This is a genomic window from Dictyobacter halimunensis, assembly GCF_036245075.1.
This window is the reverse complement of sequence record NZ_BSRI01000001.1, coordinates 2702565-2722230: the sequence shown is the minus strand read 5'-3', so window position 1 is coordinate 2722230 and position 19666 is coordinate 2702565. Positions and strand designations below refer to the sequence as shown.

The 19666-nt window shown below is 55.4% G+C and carries 18 protein-coding genes; 11 read left to right on the top strand and 7 right to left on the bottom strand.

What is annotated here, in order from left to right:
- Positions 1-255 precede the first annotated feature (255 nt).
- Positions 256-2262: a cellulase family glycosylhydrolase gene (locus tag AABA21_RS11110; RefSeq protein ID WP_338249804.1), complete on the bottom strand. Its 2007-nt coding sequence runs from the start codon at positions 2260-2262 to the stop codon at positions 256-258.
- Between the two features lie 643 nt (positions 2263-2905).
- On the opposite strand from AABA21_RS11110, the gene AABA21_RS11105 reads away from it, so the two are divergent.
- The 3 genes from AABA21_RS11105 (at position 2906) to AABA21_RS11095 (ending at position 7469) form a co-directional block, all read left to right on the top strand.
- Positions 2906-5140 (top strand): S9 family peptidase, encoded by a 2235-nt coding sequence (locus AABA21_RS11105; protein WP_338249802.1) that lies wholly within the window; start codon positions 2906-2908, stop codon positions 5138-5140.
- Positions 5141-5514: 374 nt separating this feature from the next.
- Positions 5515-6213: a hypothetical protein gene (locus AABA21_RS11100; RefSeq protein ID WP_338249800.1), complete on the top strand. Its 699-nt coding sequence runs from the start codon at positions 5515-5517 to the stop codon at positions 6211-6213.
- Positions 6214-6353: 140 nt separating this feature from the next.
- Positions 6354-7469 (top strand): winged helix DNA-binding domain-containing protein, encoded by a 1116-nt coding sequence (locus AABA21_RS11095; protein ID WP_338249799.1) that lies wholly within the window; start codon positions 6354-6356, stop codon positions 7467-7469.
- 31 nt (positions 7470-7500) lie between these two features.
- On the opposite strand, the gene AABA21_RS11090 is transcribed toward AABA21_RS11095, so the two are convergent.
- The gene (locus tag AABA21_RS11090) at positions 7501-7863 is read right to left on the bottom strand and encodes an iron chaperone (RefSeq protein WP_338249797.1); all 363 of its coding nucleotides are present in this window, start codon (positions 7861-7863) and stop codon (positions 7501-7503) included.
- 188 nt (positions 7864-8051) lie between these two features.
- Here AABA21_RS11090 and AABA21_RS11085 point away from each other — a divergent pair, with 188 nt between their 5' ends.
- From AABA21_RS11085 to AABA21_RS11075, 3 genes are all read left to right on the top strand, one after another.
- The gene (locus tag AABA21_RS11085) at positions 8052-8984 is read left to right on the top strand and encodes a phosphotransferase family protein (protein ID WP_338249795.1); all 933 of its coding nucleotides are present in this window, start codon (positions 8052-8054) and stop codon (positions 8982-8984) included.
- A 97-nt stretch (positions 8985-9081) separates the two neighbouring features.
- Entirely contained in the window at positions 9082-9759 is a 678-nt protein-coding gene (locus AABA21_RS11080; RefSeq protein ID WP_338249793.1) for a helix-turn-helix domain-containing protein, read from the top strand.
- 107 nt (positions 9760-9866) lie between these two features.
- The gene (locus AABA21_RS11075) at positions 9867-10439 is read left to right on the top strand and encodes a dihydrofolate reductase family protein (protein WP_338249791.1); all 573 of its coding nucleotides are present in this window, start codon (positions 9867-9869) and stop codon (positions 10437-10439) included.
- A gap of 23 nt (positions 10440-10462) precedes the next feature.
- On the opposite strand, the gene AABA21_RS11070 is transcribed toward AABA21_RS11075, so the two are convergent.
- On the bottom strand, positions 10463-11065 hold the full coding sequence (locus tag AABA21_RS11070) for a uridine kinase family protein (RefSeq protein ID WP_338249790.1): 603 nt from the start codon (positions 11063-11065) through the stop codon (positions 10463-10465).
- 143 nt (positions 11066-11208) lie between these two features.
- Here AABA21_RS11070 and AABA21_RS11065 point away from each other — a divergent pair, with 143 nt between their 5' ends.
- Both AABA21_RS11065 and AABA21_RS11060 read left to right on the top strand, forming a co-directional pair.
- Positions 11209-11724 carry a MarR family winged helix-turn-helix transcriptional regulator gene (locus tag AABA21_RS11065; RefSeq protein WP_338249788.1) on the top strand — a complete coding sequence of 172 codons (516 nt, stop codon included), beginning with the start codon at positions 11209-11211 and terminating at the stop codon, positions 11722-11724.
- A 3-nt stretch (positions 11725-11727) separates the two neighbouring features.
- Positions 11728-12981, top strand: a complete 1254-nt coding sequence (locus AABA21_RS11060; RefSeq protein ID WP_338249786.1) for an epoxide hydrolase family protein — start codon at positions 11728-11730, stop codon at positions 12979-12981.
- Positions 12982-13016: 35 nt separating this feature from the next.
- Here AABA21_RS11060 and AABA21_RS11055 read toward each other — a convergent pair whose 3' ends face one another.
- Positions 13017-13967 carry an aminoglycoside phosphotransferase family protein gene (locus tag AABA21_RS11055; protein WP_338249785.1) on the bottom strand — a complete coding sequence of 317 codons (951 nt, stop codon included), beginning with the start codon at positions 13965-13967 and terminating at the stop codon, positions 13017-13019.
- A gap of 341 nt (positions 13968-14308) precedes the next feature.
- Between AABA21_RS11055 and AABA21_RS11050 the strand changes: the two genes are divergently transcribed.
- Both AABA21_RS11050 and AABA21_RS11045 read left to right on the top strand, forming a co-directional pair.
- Positions 14309-14701: a VOC family protein gene (locus AABA21_RS11050; protein WP_338249782.1), complete on the top strand. Its 393-nt coding sequence runs from the start codon at positions 14309-14311 to the stop codon at positions 14699-14701.
- Positions 14698-15255: an RBBP9/YdeN family alpha/beta hydrolase gene (locus tag AABA21_RS11045; protein ID WP_338249781.1), complete on the top strand. Its 558-nt coding sequence runs from the start codon at positions 14698-14700 to the stop codon at positions 15253-15255. The genes AABA21_RS11050 and AABA21_RS11045 overlap by 4 nt, the downstream gene beginning before the upstream one ends.
- A 257-nt stretch (positions 15256-15512) precedes the next feature.
- On the opposite strand, the gene AABA21_RS11040 is transcribed toward AABA21_RS11045, so the two are convergent.
- From AABA21_RS11040 to AABA21_RS11030, 3 genes are all read right to left on the bottom strand, one after another.
- Positions 15513-16802: an MFS transporter gene (locus tag AABA21_RS11040; RefSeq protein WP_338249779.1), complete on the bottom strand. Its 1290-nt coding sequence runs from the start codon at positions 16800-16802 to the stop codon at positions 15513-15515.
- 99 nt (positions 16803-16901) lie between these two features.
- Positions 16902-18143: an RNA polymerase sigma factor gene (locus AABA21_RS11035; RefSeq protein WP_338249777.1), complete on the bottom strand. Its 1242-nt coding sequence runs from the start codon at positions 18141-18143 to the stop codon at positions 16902-16904.
- Positions 18144-18250: 107 nt separating this feature from the next.
- Positions 18251-18943: a TetR/AcrR family transcriptional regulator gene (locus AABA21_RS11030; RefSeq protein WP_338249775.1), complete on the bottom strand. Its 693-nt coding sequence runs from the start codon at positions 18941-18943 to the stop codon at positions 18251-18253.
- Between the two features lie 199 nt (positions 18944-19142).
- Between AABA21_RS11030 and AABA21_RS11025 the strand changes: the two genes are divergently transcribed.
- A complete protein-coding gene (locus AABA21_RS11025; protein ID WP_338249773.1) occupies positions 19143-19640 on the top strand; it encodes a hypothetical protein in 498 nt (165 codons plus the stop codon).
- The last annotated feature ends 26 nt before the right edge of the window (positions 19641-19666 follow it).

Genomic DNA, 19666 nt, shown 5'->3' with positions numbered 1-19666 from the left:
TTCATTATTATTTGTGTTGTATAGCAAGATCAAAAAAATAAACGCTGGCAGTAGTATAATCCATCCATTAGTGTATATTCAAAGGAACAGAAAAACGTCCCTACCCATCTTCAGAAGATGGATAGGGACGCCAATAGGCAGCGAGGGAGGCTCTCGCCATGAGCGAAGGGTCGAATAATTATAAACACTCGCGACGGGCGCTCCTACGGGACACCATACGTGGGTCGAGGTGGGAAGCGCCCGCGAGGGGCGCACCTACGAACACGAAGCTCCGTTGAGCGTGAACGATGTCGGGTTGTTGTTGGTGGCACCGACGTTGGCGCTAAAGCCGATATCGGTGTTGCCGCCAGCGGCGATGGTGCCGTTATAGCTGACATTGGTCGCGGTCACAGCCTTGCCCTGCTGGGTAAAGGTGCCGTTCCAGCCGTTGGTGATCTGCTGATCGTTGGCGAAGGTCCACTTCAGGGTCCGGCCGTTGATGGCCGTCGAGCCTGTATTGGTGATGACGATATCGCCATTGAAGCCGCCAGACCACTGGTTGGTGATGCTGTAGACTACTTTACAGCTGCCGCCCGAAACCGGCGTGCTGGTCGGAGTAGGCGTCGGAGGTGTCGGCGTCGGTGTCGAGCTGCTAGCGGTATAGGTCATCGTCACCTGCGCGATCTGTGGATCCCAGGCATTGGTGGCGTTGGTCGGGAAGACCATCTTGACGTAGTTGGTGCCCGCCGGCACGTTCAACGTATACTGGATATGCGTCCAGTTGCCGCCCATATTATTCGACTGAGCACTGGCCTGGGTATAGGTGCTGTTGTCAGGCGAGGTATAGAACTGGAAGTCACTCACTCCGGTCTGACCGGGCCAGTAGTAGGTATCGGCCACGAACTGCGTCATGCCCGATTGCTTCCAGACGGCCCACTCAGCCGAGGTAGCGCTACGCGTCAGGCGTGATGAGTCATTATTGAAGTAAGTCGTGTTGGTATTGTCAAAGGTCAGATTGCTGGAATGGACGAAGATCTTGCTATAGTCATTCAAGGGATCAGTAACGGTTGATCCGCCGCCGCCGCCACCACCATTGTTCAGGGTGGCCAGGTGAGCTTTGAAGCCCTGCCCGTACGCGGTCGGCGTGCCGTTGAAATCGCTGATCAGCGCGGGCGTGCCGGTGCAGCTATTGGTGTTCCAGGCCCAGCCCAGGTATCCGATGTTGTGGCTATCAAACCAGGGCATGATGCCGTTGATAAAGCCGGAGGCGCAGTCGTACTCACCGATCTCACCCGCGATGACCGGGAACTTGGACTGGATCGGCGCCACATTGCTGTCCAGACAGCTCGTGCTGATGCAGGCGTTGTTGGGATAGATATGGAACGAAGCGACCAGGTTGCTCTGCAGGTTCGATGGCAGCTGCTGCACCTGGTTCAGCCAGCCCGAGACATCGTTGGCGTACTGCAGGCCACCCAACAGGATAACGTTGGTCGACCCGGTGTTGCGCACGGTGCTGATCAGCGTCTTCATGCCCGCCACCGCGAAAGCGGTATCGTTACAGGGACTACTGTTGGCGCCCGAGCTACCATTGAGCCAGCAGGACCAGCTATTGGTGTAGGGCTCGTTATACAGATCGAACATCACCGAAGAATTGTTCTTGAATGTGTTGGCGACCGAGGTCCAGAAGGCCGGAGCATGGTCCGCGTCTGGCATCGGCTGCTGGCCCTGTGCCTGCTGACCACCGGGAGCATTCCAGTGCAGCTCCAGAATCACGATCTGATTATTTTGATTCAGGAGATTCACATAATTAATGATGTCCTGCTGATACTTGGCGCTCGAATCGCCGTCAGCCGGCTCACCATTAATGCCCAGCCAGCAATCCTCATTGAGAGGCACACGCACAATGTTGGTGTTCCAGCTGGTCATTATACTTACTGATGTCTGGTCATTGGGACCATCAAACGTACTGCCTCCACTCTTAACGCATTGATACTGCGAACCCGAGCGATCGACGCCGTGGGGAACGATCACATGGCCGCTCCCATCCTGGATCTGGCCGCTCACAACATGCAGGCCGGTTGGAAGGCTCCCACTCGCCTTCACCGTGCGCGAAAAGGTGCTCAGACTAAACGCCCCCAGGCACAGCGCCGCCAGCACCAGCACGCACGCAAAGCTAAAAATACGACGGTTCCTCGTCATAGCTCCTCCTGCTGGATACATACCAGCAACAGAACGATCTCCATAGATCGTCACGACGGTTTCGATGTGAGAACGTAAAACCATTGCTCATCGCCACCAGTAGCGATGTCAGATAAAGAAGCATAGGGCACCAGAGCATATAAGCACCCTATTCATTGAATATGATACGCGTTTCAATGAATAGGGTATAACATTACTGTTTATCATTGTCAATGCAATTCTAGATTAAGCGTACTTTTTGTTCTGGAACTGGAAAAAAGTGAATAATTTATTCCAGTAACCGCTCCTGACTGAATACTTTAACCGTCGCTCACGCCATTCCATTCCTCTTACAAAACAGCATACTTATATTTCATTGAACCATTAACATTATTTCATTGAATTTCATCAAATCGATGAGTTAGTGATTAATCGGTATAATAGGCGCTTTTAGCTCTACCATTATTGCTGGCTAAATACACACCAGGCACATGTTCACCATAGATTCTAAGTAATTCAGTACACAAAGCGAGCGCAAAAAAAATGCTATACCTATATTTATTGATCAGATAAATCCAAAATCATTATATAGAAGCATTTACATGCATGTTAACATAGAGCCATATCAAACAACTAAATCACATAATACGCGGCCGGGCTAGATTTTGTTTCAGAGAAGTAATTGCCGCATAAAGCCTTTTTCGTAGTAAGAAGACAATGCATTGAAGCAACGCGAACGGAGGCAAGGATGATAAAAACTGAGCCGGAAACATTTACGCTTGATGATTTATTTGCGCTGTGGCAACCCACGATGCGGGTGCCACTACATTTATCGCCCGACGGGACAACGTTATTAATCAACGTCCAGCGCTTGAAAAAGGCCAATGATACCGGCACCGATCAGAGTTTTACGAAGGAGGGCATTCCCAGAGAAATGGTTGGCAGTCGCGTCAGAATGGTAGAGACGGCCAGCGGGACGACTCGCGATCCATTTCCTGAGAGCTGGACCAGTTGGGGCGCGCAATGGTCGCCGGATGGCGCCAGATGGATAGCCTATGTCTACACAGGAGAGCAGTTGGGTCTGGTCGTCTGGGAACGGTCCAGCGAGAGCTACCGCCTGCTGCCACCGATGGCGATCCGACCCTTCTTTGGCTTTGAGATCCCATCCTGGAACAAAGATAGCCAGTCGGTCGTCGTCAAGCTACAAGCCACCTCAGAGCAGAAACAACCAGCCCAAACTAGCGATAGCGCCGAGACGGCTGATGAGGGACCGGCCAGGGTCTTTGTCTATGATCCATCCGCAGAAAATACAGATACAAAAGAACAAGAAGCTTTGCCCGGCTGGGCCAATGGCTATATCTGCAATCTGGCCCGTGTCGATGTCACGAGCGGCGAGGTGCAGTTATTAGCGCAGGATTGGCATGTCATCGGTTGGAAGGTTGCTCCGAGCAGGGATGAGGTGGCGGTATTGCGCTACGTCGAAAGTGACTCACGACTGCAGCAGTTCTATTTTGATCTGCATATACTGCCCCTGGATGGAAGTGCCCCACGCGTTGTGGCGCGGCATATCCCCCAGGGCTATGGCACCAACTTCTCATGGTCGCCCGACAGCCGTTTCCTGGCCTACACCACCGAGGTGCGCGGCTCACCTGATCAGCTCTTCGTGGTTGAGAGCAGCGGCCAGCATGAGCCAGCCGCCCTCGTTCCCGAGGGATGCGAACTCAAAGTGACGGATGAGTACGAGCCGCCGCTCTGGAGTCACGATAGCAACAAGCTGTATTGTATGACTGGTGAGGGATGCTGGGAGTTCGCGCGCGATGGCGGGAGATCATATCGATCGCTACAGACACAGCATAGCGAATACGAACTGGTGGGCTGGATGCAGCCGCGCAACACAGCACAGCTCTGGCAACCCATCTCCGATCACATCTACGGATTGGTACGCTCTGAACACACCAAAATGGCCGGGCTGGCGCTGTTCTCATTTGATCAGGATACAGATCCACAAATACTGGATACGTTTCCCCGCCAGTTTAGCGATCTCCCCTTTGCGGTGGAGGTAGATGTAGAGCGGGCCAGGATCTACCTCGCTGTGGAGGGAAATGAGCACGCGGCGGAACTATGGCAATTCCAGAACGGTTATAAACAACATCGTAGCTTGACCATCTTAAATCAGCAGTTGCGCGATAAAGCCTTGGGTGACAGCCGCCTGATCACTTATCGTACCCTCGACGGCCAGGAGCGCCACGCCGCCCTGCTCTTGCCTCGCGGATATCAGGAGGGACAACAAGTTCCCGTTATCGTGGAGATTTATGGCGGCAGCATGCAGTCGAACAAGCTACATAACTTCGGCATCTCACAAATGATAATCAATGGTCACCAGCTCGCCAGCAGAGGCTTTGCGGTCCTGTATCCAGACATACCAATGGAGGATCGCAACCCGGCTAGCCAGTTGCCGGGACTTGTCCTGCCGGCCGTACAGCGCCTGATCGATCTGAAGATTACGGAACCGGGGCGCATCGGCCTGATGGGGCAGAGCTACGGTGGCTACGGCACTCTGGCCCTGCTTACACAGAGCAAACTGTTCTCAGCCGCCATCGCCTGCGCTGGCTTCTCCAGCTTGATCGGCGCCTACCTGAGTATGCGCAGCAATGGAGCCGATCACTGGCTGGGATGGTGCGAGAGCGGTCAGGGCCGCATGGGCGGTACGCTGTGGGAGAAGAGGGATACCTACATCGAGAATTCGCCAATTTTCTACCTGGACCGTGTCCAGACGCCCCTTCTCCTGGTATGTGGAACCGAGGATAGGGGCGCGCAGGAGCAGGCGGAGGCCGTCTTTGTTGGTCTGCGTCGCCTGAAGAAACCGGTAGAGCTGCGCAAATATCAAGGAGAAGGCCACTGGTCCGGTACATGGGGAGAACGCAGCTATCGTGACCTCTCAGATCGCATTCTCTCCTGGTTCGACCAGCATCTCAATACGTAATCAAAAAAAGGGTGCGTCCATATTGTTGCAAAAAGGAAGAGAAGAAGCAAGAACATACCCGCGTCCGTAGGTGCTGGGCTTGCTCCAGCTTGCCGCGAAGCGGCCTGTGCCCGGGCACCTACGTTTCATCAACGATGAATCTTTCTGCGAAAACATGCGCCAATCAAAAGGGTGATTCACCATGTAATTTGGGGCGTAAGCGTCTTTTATATGGTATGATTTTGCTGAAGATATGATACATGCAAATTATCCTCTTTATAAAGGATTCCATCTGAAAACAGTATCATGTGTTCAACTGTATGCATTAGTGTATATCGTTTTATATTCGCACGCCAACGGGTTAGTCTGAATAAAGCAGAAATAAGAGGGAAAACATGCTTCAACGCAACACTCGTCTTCTGATTGGACTCTCTGGCATCTTTGGCACAATCTTCCTGAGCATATATTTCGGGGTAGGCTTCGCCGTTGGACTGGCGCAGCTTCAGCCGAGCGCGACCCAGGCCGAGGTGATGCAGGCCGCGACACAAAATCATACGCTGTTATTTCTAGGCGCATGGTTTCAGGCTACCGGCGCCCTGCTTTCCGTGATCTTTTTTCTCTCGCTCGTCCATCGGGCCAGGGCGAGCACCAGCTTGCCAGGCCTGCTCACCATCGTGGGTTCCACGGTCCTGCTGGCGGTGGTCCTGCTCGAAGGCGTGTTCACTATGGACATGGCACAGGCGGCGGTGGATGGTCATCAGATGGCTTCGCTTACCAGCTTCGATGTCATGACCGTTTTTACCTACGCCTATCCGATCGCGCCCGCGCCGCTCATCTTCCTGGCCCTTGGGGTCGTTATCCTTCGTTCACAGATCCTGCCACGCGCCTTCGGCACCGTTGCCCTGGGCCTGGGGGTGGCATTTGAACTGGCGGGCATCATCAGCCTCTTTACCTCGTCGCTGCTGACCCTGATCGTTCTCAGTCTGCAGGCAATATGGGTGCTCGTCGCCGCCATCGTCTGGCTCACCCGCCGTGCCAGCGTCCCCGTCGCCAACACAGACAACCTTTCGCTACAGGGGAGCCAGGCATTGTAACGAGCAAACGCCGCGTCTGGAGGCATCTGCACAGGCTTTGTGATAGCCTCTAAAACCATATGCTGGCACTTCCGACCAGTTTATGGTATGTATTATTATACAGTCTGGTTGTGTTAAACACTGGAGGAACACAGAAGCAGATGACAGCAGCGGCAGAGGTACTGACGCCGCGCCAGCTTAACCGTACATTGCTGGCGCGGCAATTATTGCTCGAACGATCTTCTCTATCGGCCAGCGCGGCCGTGGAGCAGTTGGTTGGGCTGCAGGCTCAGACCAGTAACGCACCATACATCGGGCTCTGGACGCGGTTGCGCGCATTCCAGCGTCAGGATCTCTCTGATCTTCTACAGCAGCGGCAGGCGGTGCGCGCCACTCTGATGCGCTCAACCCTGCACATCTTTACAGCAAGGGACTATCTGGAGCTGCGCACGACGCTGCAGCCCGCGCTTACACGGGCGCTCGGTGCGTTCTTTGGTCAGCGCACCAAAGGGCTAGATATCGAGCAGCTGGTCGCGGCTGCCCGTGACTACATTGAAGAGAAACCGCGCACCTTTACCGAGATCCGCGCCCTGCTGACAGGGCTGGTGCCGGAAGGCGATCCAGAAGCGATGGCCTATGTTGTGCGTACCCATCTGCCGCTCGTCCAGGTGCCACCGGGAGGCTTCTGGGGCAGCGCAGGAAGTCCCGCCCACGCCACAGCAACCAGCTGGCTGGGACAACCATTGAACGCCGAAGAGAAGCTGGCGAACCTGACCAGGCGTTACCTGGCCGCCTTCGGACCCGCCAGCGTCCAGGATCTTCAAGCCTGGTCGGGCCTTACGCGCCTGCAAGGGGCCGTTGAAAAGTTGAAAACGGCTCTGCGCGTCTATCGCTCTCAGCAGGGACAGGAACTCTTCGACCTGCCAGATCAATCACTCCCCTCAGCCGAGGTTGAAGCGCCCCCGCGCTTCCTGCCCGAATACGACAACCTTATCCTCTCACACTCCAATCGCGAACGCGTTGTACCCGAGACATATCGCTCGCGCGTGTACCTCTCCGCCGGACGCGTACGCGCCACCTTCCTGCTCGATGGCTTTGTGAGCGGCACCTGGAAAACCGAAAAGAGCGGCAAAAACGCCACGCTCAACATCGAACCATTTCAACCATTGTCGGCAGGCAACCAGCTGGCCCTTGAAGAAGAGGGGGCGCGCCTGCTCCGCTTCATCTTCGACAACACCGAGACATACAACATCAACATACATCATCCGCCATCGTAGGTGTCAGACTGGCTCTGGAAAATGGTTACGATCATTTTTGTGGGGTTTCTTTTATGAGGAGGGTCGCAATTTGCTCCACCAGATCGTAGGGGATCGGTTTATCCAGGGGGAACTGGATGGAGCCCCTGGCCCTTTTATAGGGCACAATGGCTTGCTGAAAGGCTTCGTCGCCGGCCGGGAGCGGATACACAGAGATATGGTGTTTCCAACCGGCGAAGAACACGACATGTTTGCCATTGAGATCAAAGGCAGGCATCGCGTAGCTGATGGTCTCCACGGCTTCGGGCGCTACTTTGTGTATTGTCTGCCTGACCTTTTCAAGGATGACCTGCATATCCGCCGGAAAGGTGCTGATATATTCGCCAATAGTTGTGAAAGGCTTTGTGACCGCCATAAGTTTCTCTTCTTTCTTGCCAGGATATTCAGCCTCGCAACTTGATTGCCTGCCAGACGGCAGTTATCATCCAAACGCTTCACTTGCTGAGTATAACATGTTACGGGGGGAAAAACTTCTCGCATCTTGCCATCTTATCCCGATGTGTCTTTTCTGTACCGTTTCACCATGAGATATAAGGAGTTAGTATGGACAAGCAAAATGCCAGCATGATACTCCAAGCGGCGGGCCTGGCGCCAGAGTTTGTGGCTGCTGGGATGGAAGGCTTTGTGTTCGCGATCGGTGACAACAGGCTGGCTAAAGTGTGGCTGCGACAAACTGAGGCCGACGTGCGGCTGCTGGCCACGTTCTATGCGCAATTGAGGGGACAGCATCTGCCGTTCGCGACTCCGCTGATGCATGATGTTTTCAGCACAGCACAGGGCTATGCCGTCAGCCTGGAAGAGCGCCTGGCGGGAGTACCGCTCAAAAGTATACTCGAACGCGATCCCAATAACGATGGCGTACGGCAGCGGGGCATGGCTGCCACGGTCAGCATGGTAAGCGCGCTGGCAAGCGTCGAAGATCTGCCAACCGCCCACGAGCTTGCGCTGATGGGTGAATCCTCTCCATGGAAGTCCCATACCAGTTGGGGCGCGGTCCTGGGTGCGCTGGTAGACAGGCGAGCCAGGCGCTATCGGACGCTACTTGAGCGCAATGTCGCTAACTTCGCATCTATCCTGAACAACGTGATCGCCGAACTCAACGCCCTGCAGATTCCCCGTACAGGCGTCATCCACGGCGATATCTGTCCCGAAAATATCCTGGTTGATCCGGATAGCATGAAGCCAATCGGCCTGCTCGATTTTGGCTTTTTGACCACGGCCGGCGATCCCTGCTTTGATGCCGTGCTGGCCACGTTATTCTTCGACATGTACTCGCCCCACGCTCGCGAGGCACGCCAGGAACTACTCGACATGCTTGCACAGACCAGCAATCCGGGTCCGCGCATCAACCAGCTCTATCCACTCTACGCGGCCGCCTACGCCCTGGCCGGCAGCAACGCCTACTCCGATAATGACCAGGACGGGCACTTCCAGTGGTGTGTCAATCTACTAAATAACCGGGATTCTCAGCCATAAACAGAAAACAAATACAGAGCCATATTGCAGAAACCTTTTCTGTGATGGTGCAGCGCTGTATTTTGTGATATCTGAGACACCGGAGGCAAAAAAATATATGGACTCGTCCTTTGAGAGCCGAGCATCGGACTCTCCTTATATAGAAGCGGTCTGGCGCGACCGCGCTGGTAGCGATTACGCCCCTATCTGCCCGGCCTCGGGCCACTGGCATCTACTGTTCATGAAGCGGAACGGCAAGCCATCCGTCTCGATCGAGGGTCCTTTGACCAGGTCAAAGTCCGTCAGGCAGGACGAAGGGACCGAGTGGTTTGGCGTCACTTTTAAGCTCGGCACCTTTCTGACCGCCATACCCACCAGCGCGCTGCCAAATGCACAGACCATCCTGCCCCTCATCATAAAAACATCTTTTGAACTGGCCGGATCGCGCTGGCAGCTGCCTGACTATGATAATGTCGAGACGTTTGTGGATCGGCTGGTGCGCGAACACCTACTGGTCTCCGATCCGCTCGTCAAAGCGGTCATGTCCGGGCAACTGCCAGAGGTTTCAGAGCGCACCGTGCGGCGCCGCTTCCTGAACGCCACCGGCCTGGCACCCAAAACAATCGAGCAGATCTCACGCGCTACGCAGGCGGCCGCGTTGCTCGAACAGGGGGTCTCGCTCCTCGATGCGACCTACCAGGCCGGCTATGCCGATCAGCCGCACATGACGCGCTCGCTCAAGCACTTCATCGGCTACACGCCCTCCCAGATCGCACAGGCCAGAAAATTGGAATAGCGCCGGGATGTCCGTTTTATTCAAGACCCGAGCCTTTTTTTGAGCTATGATGGGGTTGTTGAAAACACATAAAAGTCGCACGTTTGCCGATAAAAGGAGAAGATCAAATGAGAAACGTCATTGCATTCATGCATGTCTCGCTCGATGGCTTTACGGCCGGACCCAATGGTGAACTCGAGTGGGCCATCGTGGACGAGGAAGTGAATCCATATATTGATGAGCAGATTAGAAAAGCGGACACGGCACTCTATGGGCGCACCACCTATCATATGATGTACAGCTACTGGCCAACCGTGCTGACCGATCCCGATGCAGATCCACGCGATCTCGCGCACGCACGCTGGGTCGACAACGTCTCTAAAATTGTATTCTCAACGACGCTCACCCAGGCCGACTGGAAGAATACACGCATCGTGAAGGACAACATTCCGGAGGAGATCGCCGAGCTTAAACGCCAGCCCGGCGGCGACATCATGATCTTCGGCAGCCCCGGCCTGACGCATTCATTCATGCAGATGGATCTGATCGATGACTATAAACTCTTTCTCAATCCGATCGTTATCGGCGGCGGCATCCCACTCTTCCAGGACCAAGCGGCGTGGACAAAGCTGAAGCTGGCCGAGACAAAGACGTTCCAGAATGGTGTGATCGGGCTGCACTACCAGACTATCAGACAGTAATCCGTAGCTGGCCTGCAACCCTCCTATGGGTGGATGCGTTCATCGTTTTTAATAACAATATCAAAAGCCGTGGGTGGACGAATGCTAGTGAAGTAATAATCTTCAGCGACATCCCATAGGCGATGCCAGCGCTGCATGAACTCGCGGCCCTCGCGGGCAAGCAGGCGCTGGCGGCGCAGCGCATCGTCGCTCTCAACCAGAATGGCCAGATCTATCAGGTCAGACAGCTCTGGCCGCGCGGAGTACGCACCATCCAGCAGGATCACCGGCGCTGGCGCCAGGCTGACGGTCTCCTCTTTCCAACCGACCCAGCCCACAGGAGCCTGAAAGTCAAGCGGATGCCAGCATGCTGGCTGACCGGCCAGTAAAGGCTCCAAAACCTGGACGCGCATGCGGCGCCAGTCGATCACGCGGTCGGCCTTCTCGCTGGCGCCGCATCCTTCCCAGACATCATCGTTGCCTCCGGCATAGAAGTCATCACCCACCACGATTACACTCTCGACACGCTCGGCGATCGCCCCCGCAATGGTTGATTTACCGGTCCCGCTGCGGCCATCGAGCGCCACCAGCAGCGGATTCTTGCGCTGTAAGCGCCGATTGATCTCAGCAATGATAGCCGATTCCATACAACTTACCTCTGTTCTCATTAACAATTGACTGCAGCATAAAGGGAAATAACCAGGGTTGTCAATGATGAGACAAAGCTGCTCGCAAAAGGTGGCTGATTTATACATAAAAAATTTATATAAATCTGTGATATAATCTGGCCATGACAGATAACTATGCTGATCCAGATCTGAATGTTGGTGATCTGACAACCATCATTGAAGAATTCACGACCATCTTTATCCGCTTGCCCTCGGTAGAGAAGCTGAGCTTCACCACGCTGTCGGTGCTGCATACACTCTCGCGCAAGGGTCCTATGCGATTGACTGCGCTAACGGCCACTGAGCAGATGTCGCAGCCGGCGATCACGCAGATCGTGAGGAGGCTCGAACACGACGGCCTGGTCGAACGAAGAGCTGATCCCGACGATGCCCGCGCGGTGCTGATACAACTTACCCCACGGGGAGCACAGATCATAGATGTACGCCGCGATGCGCGTGTGAGGCAACTCACCAGCTTGCTCGATCGCCTTCCTCAGGAAGAACGCGGGGCCATCGCGGCCGCCGTGCCAGCGCTGGCCCACGCGATCGAACTGGGAAGGAAGGCGGAGCTCCCGTTGCATCCGCGCCCATCCAGCAACGTCGAACAGTACATGGAACGCCCACAGGAAAAGGAGTAATGTATGCATGGAAGCCAGGACGGGACCTTGCTGACAGGTCCCGCGTTTCCACTTCAACCCATATCAATCCACGTCCCGGATGAGCAGCTCTCGGACCTGCGCGCGCGCCTGCAGCACACCAGGTGGCCGCTGGGCGTAGGCAATGACGACTGGTATTACGGTGTCAACCGGGCATATCTTGAGGAGCTGGTCGGCTACTGGCTCAATGTCTACGACTGGCGTGCAGCGGAGGCGGCCATCAACCGCTACGAACATTACCGGGTGAACGTCGATGGTGTTCCCGTGCATTTCATGCGCAAAGCTGGCGTCGGGCCCAACCCGGTTCCGCTGATCCTGTCCCATGGCTGGCCGTGGACCTTCTGGCACTGGTCAAAGGTCATCGATCCGCTCGCGGACCCTGGCGCGTTCGGTGGTGATCCCGCTGACGCCTTCGACGTCATAGTCCCCTCGCTGCCCGGCTTCGGCTTCTCGACCCCTCTGCCAGACAACCCCGACATGAACTTCTGGAAGGTGGCCGATCTCTGGCATACCCTGATGACGCGCACCCTTGGCTACGAAAAGTACGCCGCCGCCGGCTGCGATATTGGGGCCCTGGTCACCGGCCAGTTGGGGCATAAATACGCCAGCGAGCTGTACGCGATCCATATCGGCTCCGCCCAGAAATTGACCATGTTCAATGGGGATCGCGCATGGGATCTCAGCGGCGGCCAGCCCATCCCTGAGCATGTTCCCGAGCACATTCGAGCCAGAATCATAGAGCTCGATCGGCGTTTCGCATCCCACCTGGCCGTGCACGTGCTCGCTTCGAGTACCCTGGCCTACGGGCTCAGCGACTCCCCGGTAGGGATGCTCGCCTGGATGCTGGAGCGCTGGATAAAATGGAGCGATAACAATGGCAACGTTGAGAACGTCTTCTCGAAAGATGATCTCCTCACGCACGCCATGATCTACTGGGTCAATAATGCCATCGAAACCTCTATACGCATGTACGCGAATGCCAACCGCTATCCGTGGACTCCCGCCCACGATCGCTGGCCGGTCATCGAAGCGCCTACCGGGATTACGCTCGTGGGCTATGAAAATCCGCCCGGCGTCTCTACGGAGAACCGTGTCCAGCAGTTCCTGAGCAGCGACCGGGGCGCCTGGTACAACCACGTGAACGTGACCGTCCACGAGCACGGCGGCCACTTCATCCCCTGGGAGATCCCGGACGGTTGGACCGACGATCTGCGTCGCACCTTCCGTCAGTACCGCTAGCCCGACGCGGGAGATCGGGAAAACAAGCTGGCAGGTCAGGCACTGCTCCACGCCTCGGCGACATCGAGCATTTGGCGGCCAGCCTGCTCCTGTCCTACCTGCGTGAGAAAGAGCCCGGTGGCCATCGATTGGATGAAGCCCCATTGCCAGATGGCCTGCGCCTCTACCCCGGTGAGCTGACTGAGATAGGCACACCTTTCACGTCCCAGCCTCACCGGGTCGGGGATTAGTTCGTCGGTCCACTCCCTCATCAGGACGCCGAGGTCATACGCCTTTTCGGTGATCAGCCCATCAGGATCAATAAACTTGAACGAAGCCGGAGATTGAGGAGTCGGTGAGAGGTTCTGGAGCATATTTCTATTGTGGGCGTCGCCGTGTACCAGAACGGAGGTATCGGGATCGAAGGCGCTGGCACGGCTCTGTGCATATGAAAGCGCCAGGTCAACCGCCCGCTGAGAGCAGGGGCGGCCCAGTTTTTCCCACAGATTCGGGATAAATTGCGAGAACCACGGGCCCGAGATGGCTCCCGATAGCAATGATGACCCAGGCGCAACCGGCATCCAGGACTCTTTGAGGGCCGCGCAGATGATCTCGATCTGCGCGCTGGTGGAATAGCCCGTATCGCTCAAAGGCATGCCCAGTGCTTCAAGCAAGAGCGCCCGGCGACTGAGATCTGAACGCAGGAGCCGCACGTATCCACGACCGTCCGCCACAGCCAGCGCGGCGATTGCACGGACGAGCCCCGTATTCCCCTCGCGTTCAGGGATGGGCACTTTCAGGACAACCGGTGCTCCCTCGCTGGTTCTGGCCCGGGCCACATACGCCTCCGAGCCTCCTTCCAGGGTAGCGCCCACCGTTATCTGCCATGCCTGCTCCATCTCCCCAACCAGTTCAGGCAGGTCGGACAGCCACTGCACGCCCTCCGCGCCCAGCACCGCAACCTTCTTGCGCACATGATCGGGTACATCAATATCTCGCTGCCTCATCTTACCTTGTCCTCCACTCATGGTGATCTGGAAACCCTTTGTACGGCATCGTACCCACAAGCACAAGTTTTTTTTGGATCGCCATTGCGCTTGCTTCATCGCCAGGTAGGTATCAGCAAGTAAGGTGTCCATCCCGCGCTCCACACATCTCCGATGCGCAAGATCCGAGAAGTTTTGTCATTCCTGTTCTGTTAGACTATCTTCAATAGAATGTCCATGGAGCGGAGACCCTGGATATAAGACGATACCTGGCAGCGCAACCAGGAAGGTCGACAGAACGCGAAGCGACCAACCAGATCCACCGTCGCGCACTCGAGGGCCACAAAAAGGAGTTGATACAGATGAATATGAAACTTGAGCTTCTACAGATCCCCGTTGCTGATATTGATCTTGCTAAAGCGTTTTACGTGGAAAAACTTGGATTTAACGTAGATCTCGATATAAGCCCTGACGGGAAGATGAGGATTGTTCAGCTTACGCCACCCGGGTCAGCCTGCTCAATCGGTCTTTGGGCTGACATGCCCGATATGGAAATGAAGCCCGGGTCAGTCAGGGGTGGACACCTGGTAGTGGGAAACATTCACCAGGCGCGCGAAGAGCTTGTTGGCCGAGGAGTACAGATAAGTGAGCTGATAGGACCGGATCGGGGTGTGACGTACGCTACTTTCAGCGATCCTGATGGCAATACGTGGGTCTTGCAAGAGATGGAGTGGAGGTCTGCGGAGTTTGAATGAGTAGACAAATACTTTTCATACATGGAGCTGGTCATAAGGACCAGTCTTTAGGCAGCGGGAAGCTGATCTCCTACCTACAGAAGCAGCTCGGGAGCGACTACGAAGTTCTGGCGCCAGATATGCCTGATCCTGAGCATCCCACGTACCAGACCTGGGGAGGCCAGATTGAGCAAGAACTAGGCAAGCTCGATACTGATGCCTTGCTCGTCGGGCACTCTTTAGGTGGTTCGATGTTGCTTAAATACCTGGCGCAGGGAACCTACCAGAGACCAATCGCCGGGCTGTTCCTGGTGGCTGTGCCCTACTGGGAGAAGCAGGGCTGGCAGCTTGAATATGCTGTGCCAGATGATTTTGCTTCACGCCTCCCCCCGATTCGGCACATCTTCCTGTATCATAGTCGTTCTGATGAAAACGTCCCATTTTCTTCTCTCAGGCGCTATCAAGAAAAGCTGCCTCAGGCAACGATTCGCGTACTCGATGGGAAGGAACATTCCTTCACAGAAGGATTACCCCTGCTTGCTCAAGACATCAAGCAGTCCTCATCCAGAGTATAGATGGTACCCCAACGCCCGACAATCACACAAAGCATCACGAACCACCCATCGAAATCCGGAACACCCATCGAAATCCGCAACGTCCCTTAAAAAAGGAAATGCCCCCGTAGGGTCGACCTTCAACGGTCGACCGGGCTGCCAGCGACAGCGACGGCAGTGCCCGGCCCGTTCGGCTTCCCCTGTCCTCCACGCTCGCCCCAGGTGGTACCTCCACGCCACCGTACCACACACGAACCCAAAAGCGAACGTTTCTCGTGCTATACACCCACCGTTTCTCTGGACACCTCCCTCCTCTTAAGCATCATCCCGCCCAGCGTGAGTAGGGCCAGCACTCCACTGAGAAAGTAGACGCTGCCCTGGATATTGAGCAAGAACACGGGACCCAGGCGATCACCAAGCAGGCCGGCCAGGATCATGCCGATCAGTTGCATCAGCGCCATCACAGCCTGATTCGCGCCAAAGACGCGTCCACGCAGGCGATCCTCAACCAGTATCTGGTTCAGCGTCTGCCTGCTCGCCTGCATACCGGCGGCCGGAATACCTACCAGTACAAAAAGTACACCAACCAGCACCACGCCTCCCTTGACGAACAGTGGCAGGTCAATAATCAGCAGATCAATGAAGCCGAAGATGCAGGTACACACACCGAGCAGGCGCGCCGGAGCAGCACGCGTACCAAACTGTCCCATCACCAGCCCACCCAGCAGGCTGCCAACCGCCTGGACACCGAGCAAGATGCCGTAGGCCGCTGCTCCTCCGTTCAGCACCAGCTTTACAAAGATTACCAGCATAATGCCAAAGACACCCTCACCCAGGCATTGAGCGGCCAGCATCACAAACAGCACGCGCAGAGGCGGCTGGCGCCAGATCAGTTGGATACCATCCCGCCATTCGGCGCCCAGCGTGCGCCAGTCAGGCAGCCGCGCAGACACCTTCTCGGCGGCCAGTCGCTCCGCCGCGATCTCCTCCTGCGCCTGGGGTGGCATTTTCATCAACATGAGCATAGCCACGACAAAGAGAAAAGAGACGAGATCAATTCCGATGGTCGTATACAGACCAAACAGGCCGAAGAGGATGCCACCCAGCGCGCCACCGGCCAGGCGCGAGGCGCTTGTCCCCACGGCGTTGAGCGCGTTAGCCGTGACCAGTCGCTCCTCACTGACCAGGAGGGGGACCAGCGCGTTTTCCGCCGGTAAGATAAATTGCGAGACGATGGCCTCAAAAAAGAGCACAGGATAGAGGATCCAGAACGAGCTTTTGTCGTGCATGAGCAGCAGGGGTAGCAGGCCAAGCGCCATCAGCAGATTACCTATCAGCATGGTGCGCCGGCGATCCCAGCGATCCACAAAGACGCCCGCCACCGAGCCTAACAGAATATTGGGTCCAAAGGAGACGAGAAAGAGAATGCTGGTGGCCAGGGCTGAACCGGTCAGCTGATAGACATAGACCGGCAGGCCAACCTGCAGCAGCCAGTCGCCAATCTGTGAGATCATGCCACCAAACCAGAGCAAAGCAAAATTACGCTGACGTAGAACCGTAAACATCATCAAACCTCTTCTAAAAAATTGGAAAAACAGACACAGAGGAGCCAGGGGCCGGTAGCTACAGACCCTTAGTGAAACGCAAGGAGTGGAAAAAATCTTTGGCTAGCAGGTTGTTTCGTGGATGCCCAGCACCTTAAGCGTATCGCGCTGGTAGACCACGTCGAGCCGGGCACGGTCACCCGCGCTCTGGAAGCCGCTAAGCAAGGCGGCCTGGCCCGCATAGTCGATGTCGCGCTCTGGCAGCCAGAACACGCGCCCATGCTGACGCCAGAACTGCTGCGCCTCCGGGAGATCGATGGTCAGGTGAGGCAGCGGGTTGCACTCTTCATATCCACAATGGCTACAATACAGAAAGACTCCATGATAACCGTCATTGCCGTACCTATAGTAGAAAGCGTTGGGCATATGCTGGGAGTGCAGGATGCGCCCCTCACAGGGCCGCCCACACATCACGCAGAGGGTCTTGCCAGCGTTAATCGCCGACCAGTAGAACTCGCTCAGGGCGACTAACTGGCGATTGAGAATAGAGCGGGGGCTGCGCACACCCTCCCAGATCAGGGGTTGTGAGTGTCCGGCAATATGCCAGCAGCCGGGACAGTTAAAGCCGGTTGTCCCACTCGCAGGCTCGTAATACTTGATCAGCCTGCGCTTATTGCACATGGGACACCAGATGCGCGTCTCCTGCTCAACTCGCTGCTGTCCGCCCGCTTGTTGTGGATCAACCAGACCATAGGCCACGGCCTCAGCCTGCAGTTCCGTCTCCATCACGCGTCGCAGGGCCAGCTTACCGCGATAGAGACGCTGCACCAGCGCGTCCTCGCTCAATCCAAGCTGCTCCGCTATCTCAGCATGTGGAGATTCATGGATGTAGCGCTCGATCAGCACCGCGCGTGTCGTGGGTGGGAGCAGAGCCAGGGCGCGATCAAGCAGGTGCGCCAGTTCGCCACGCTCCAACTCGATCTCCAGATCATACGCATCAGAAGAGGGAAGGTCATCCAGATCCAGCCGGTCCTGCTCACCTTCATCCACGGCGGAAAAGGTATATTGTGTCAGGTGGGCCAGGTCGCGACCATGGCTGCGTCCCCAGCGCAGGCAGACATTGCGCGCGATCGCCGAGAGCCATTTTGCCCGCTGCGTCGCGCTATCAAGATCTTCAACGGCGAACTTGTGCCGATTGCGCCACGCCTCCAGCAGCGTCTCCTGAGCCAGATCTTCGGCGGCGCCAGGATTGCCGGTCAGGTGGGCGCAGAGCCGTACCAAGCGGGCGCGCTCCTCCGCCAGCAACTCCATAAAAGAGCTATCGGATGTTTGCGAAATGATATCAGATTTTCCTTGCGCTACCATGATATACCTTCTTTACTCCTCAACAATATAGCATTTTTTCGCAGCGCGCGTCCGCTACAGATGCTTATCGCATTCCAGCGCGAAAACCTGACACATTTTTTGAGGCTTTATTCTCTCTTATGGCGAGATGAAGTACGCTTCTCGATTGCAGTGGCAGTCATGGAAAAAAACCAATTCTTGAAGCTTGTAATAATTTTATCCAGGCTATCTGGCTGACTTTGAAGGAGCGGCAAGCCCTTGCAAAAAGCGATTATCGTCAGCGCCGTCTGTTCAACATTTAAGTCGCTACGAAAGCTACCCTGCTTCACGCCCTCCTCTAAAATAGAGTTCAGGTATGCCTGCCAGTGCGTGTCCACCTCAAGTGCCCCCGCGAGCCTCTCATCCCGGCTTGCGGCAAAAAACAACTCATTCATCACCACGAAACGCTCAGGGGTTGTACGCAGTTGGTAAGCAAGGCTGGCAAAATACGCCTCCATCTGCTCAGAGGGAGTATTTGCGCCATCACCTGCAGAAGTCCCGGGTGCGGGAGAAGTTGTAAATGCGTATCCAAGCTGCTGTGCAACCGCCTGCAAAAGATGTTCCTTGGTCGGGAAATAGTAATGTAGTGTCGCGGTATTAATACCTACCAGAGCCGCCACATCACGGGTACGTAATCCTCCAACACCTTTCTCTGCTATAAGCCGATAGGCTGTCTGAATCAATTCCTGGCGCCGCTCATCACCATGAGCCGTACGCCCTTGTTGAGCACGCCGCCTCTCTTCTAACCTTGAAGTCCCTTTTGACAAAGAAGTCGTTTTCATAGCCAGCATCTCCTCCGCTCATCAACTAGTTGGTGGAAGCATAAAAGAGAAGGGAAGAATTGTCAACCAATCAATTCAATCAACCAGATGGTTGACAAAACAGTTGGCGTATGCTATATTTTTGTCAACCATCTGGTTGATTGTCTTTTGAATGGAAAGCAATTTGCTTATAAATCGCATAAGAAAGAGATGTATGCCCATGCAGACCTGTATTACGGCACAGAAGGAAAAGATGAACGCACTGACCCGATACGAAAAATGGATGGCTGTCCTATTTATCTTTGGCACGCTGGCGGTGGTCATGACTGCGGCGGCCATCGGCTTCGCATATGCCCCACCTACAAAAAATCTGCAGCACTCACCTGGAGACTCATTCTTTTGGATAGCGTGGCTGATCATCATTCCTTCGTGGGGCGTCGCCAGCTGGCTGGTCTGGTTAAAAAGAAAAGTAACTGATATACGAGGGGCTATGGTAGTATTCTTCTGGTTTCTGCTCTCGCTGATCGCCTTTTTCCCCCAAACAGCAGCCACGAACGAAAGCGTTTTGGGCATCTTCGTTGGTGACATACAGGGCATCATCGAGAGCTGGCTGATCATATGGCTCTATTCTCGCTATTCAAAAGCCGCCCGATGGTGGCTACTCCCACTCGTGATCTGGTTTCCCATCACCGCCATTATTAAATTCATCAATCTCTAAAATCGCTATACACCAATGCAAACCCT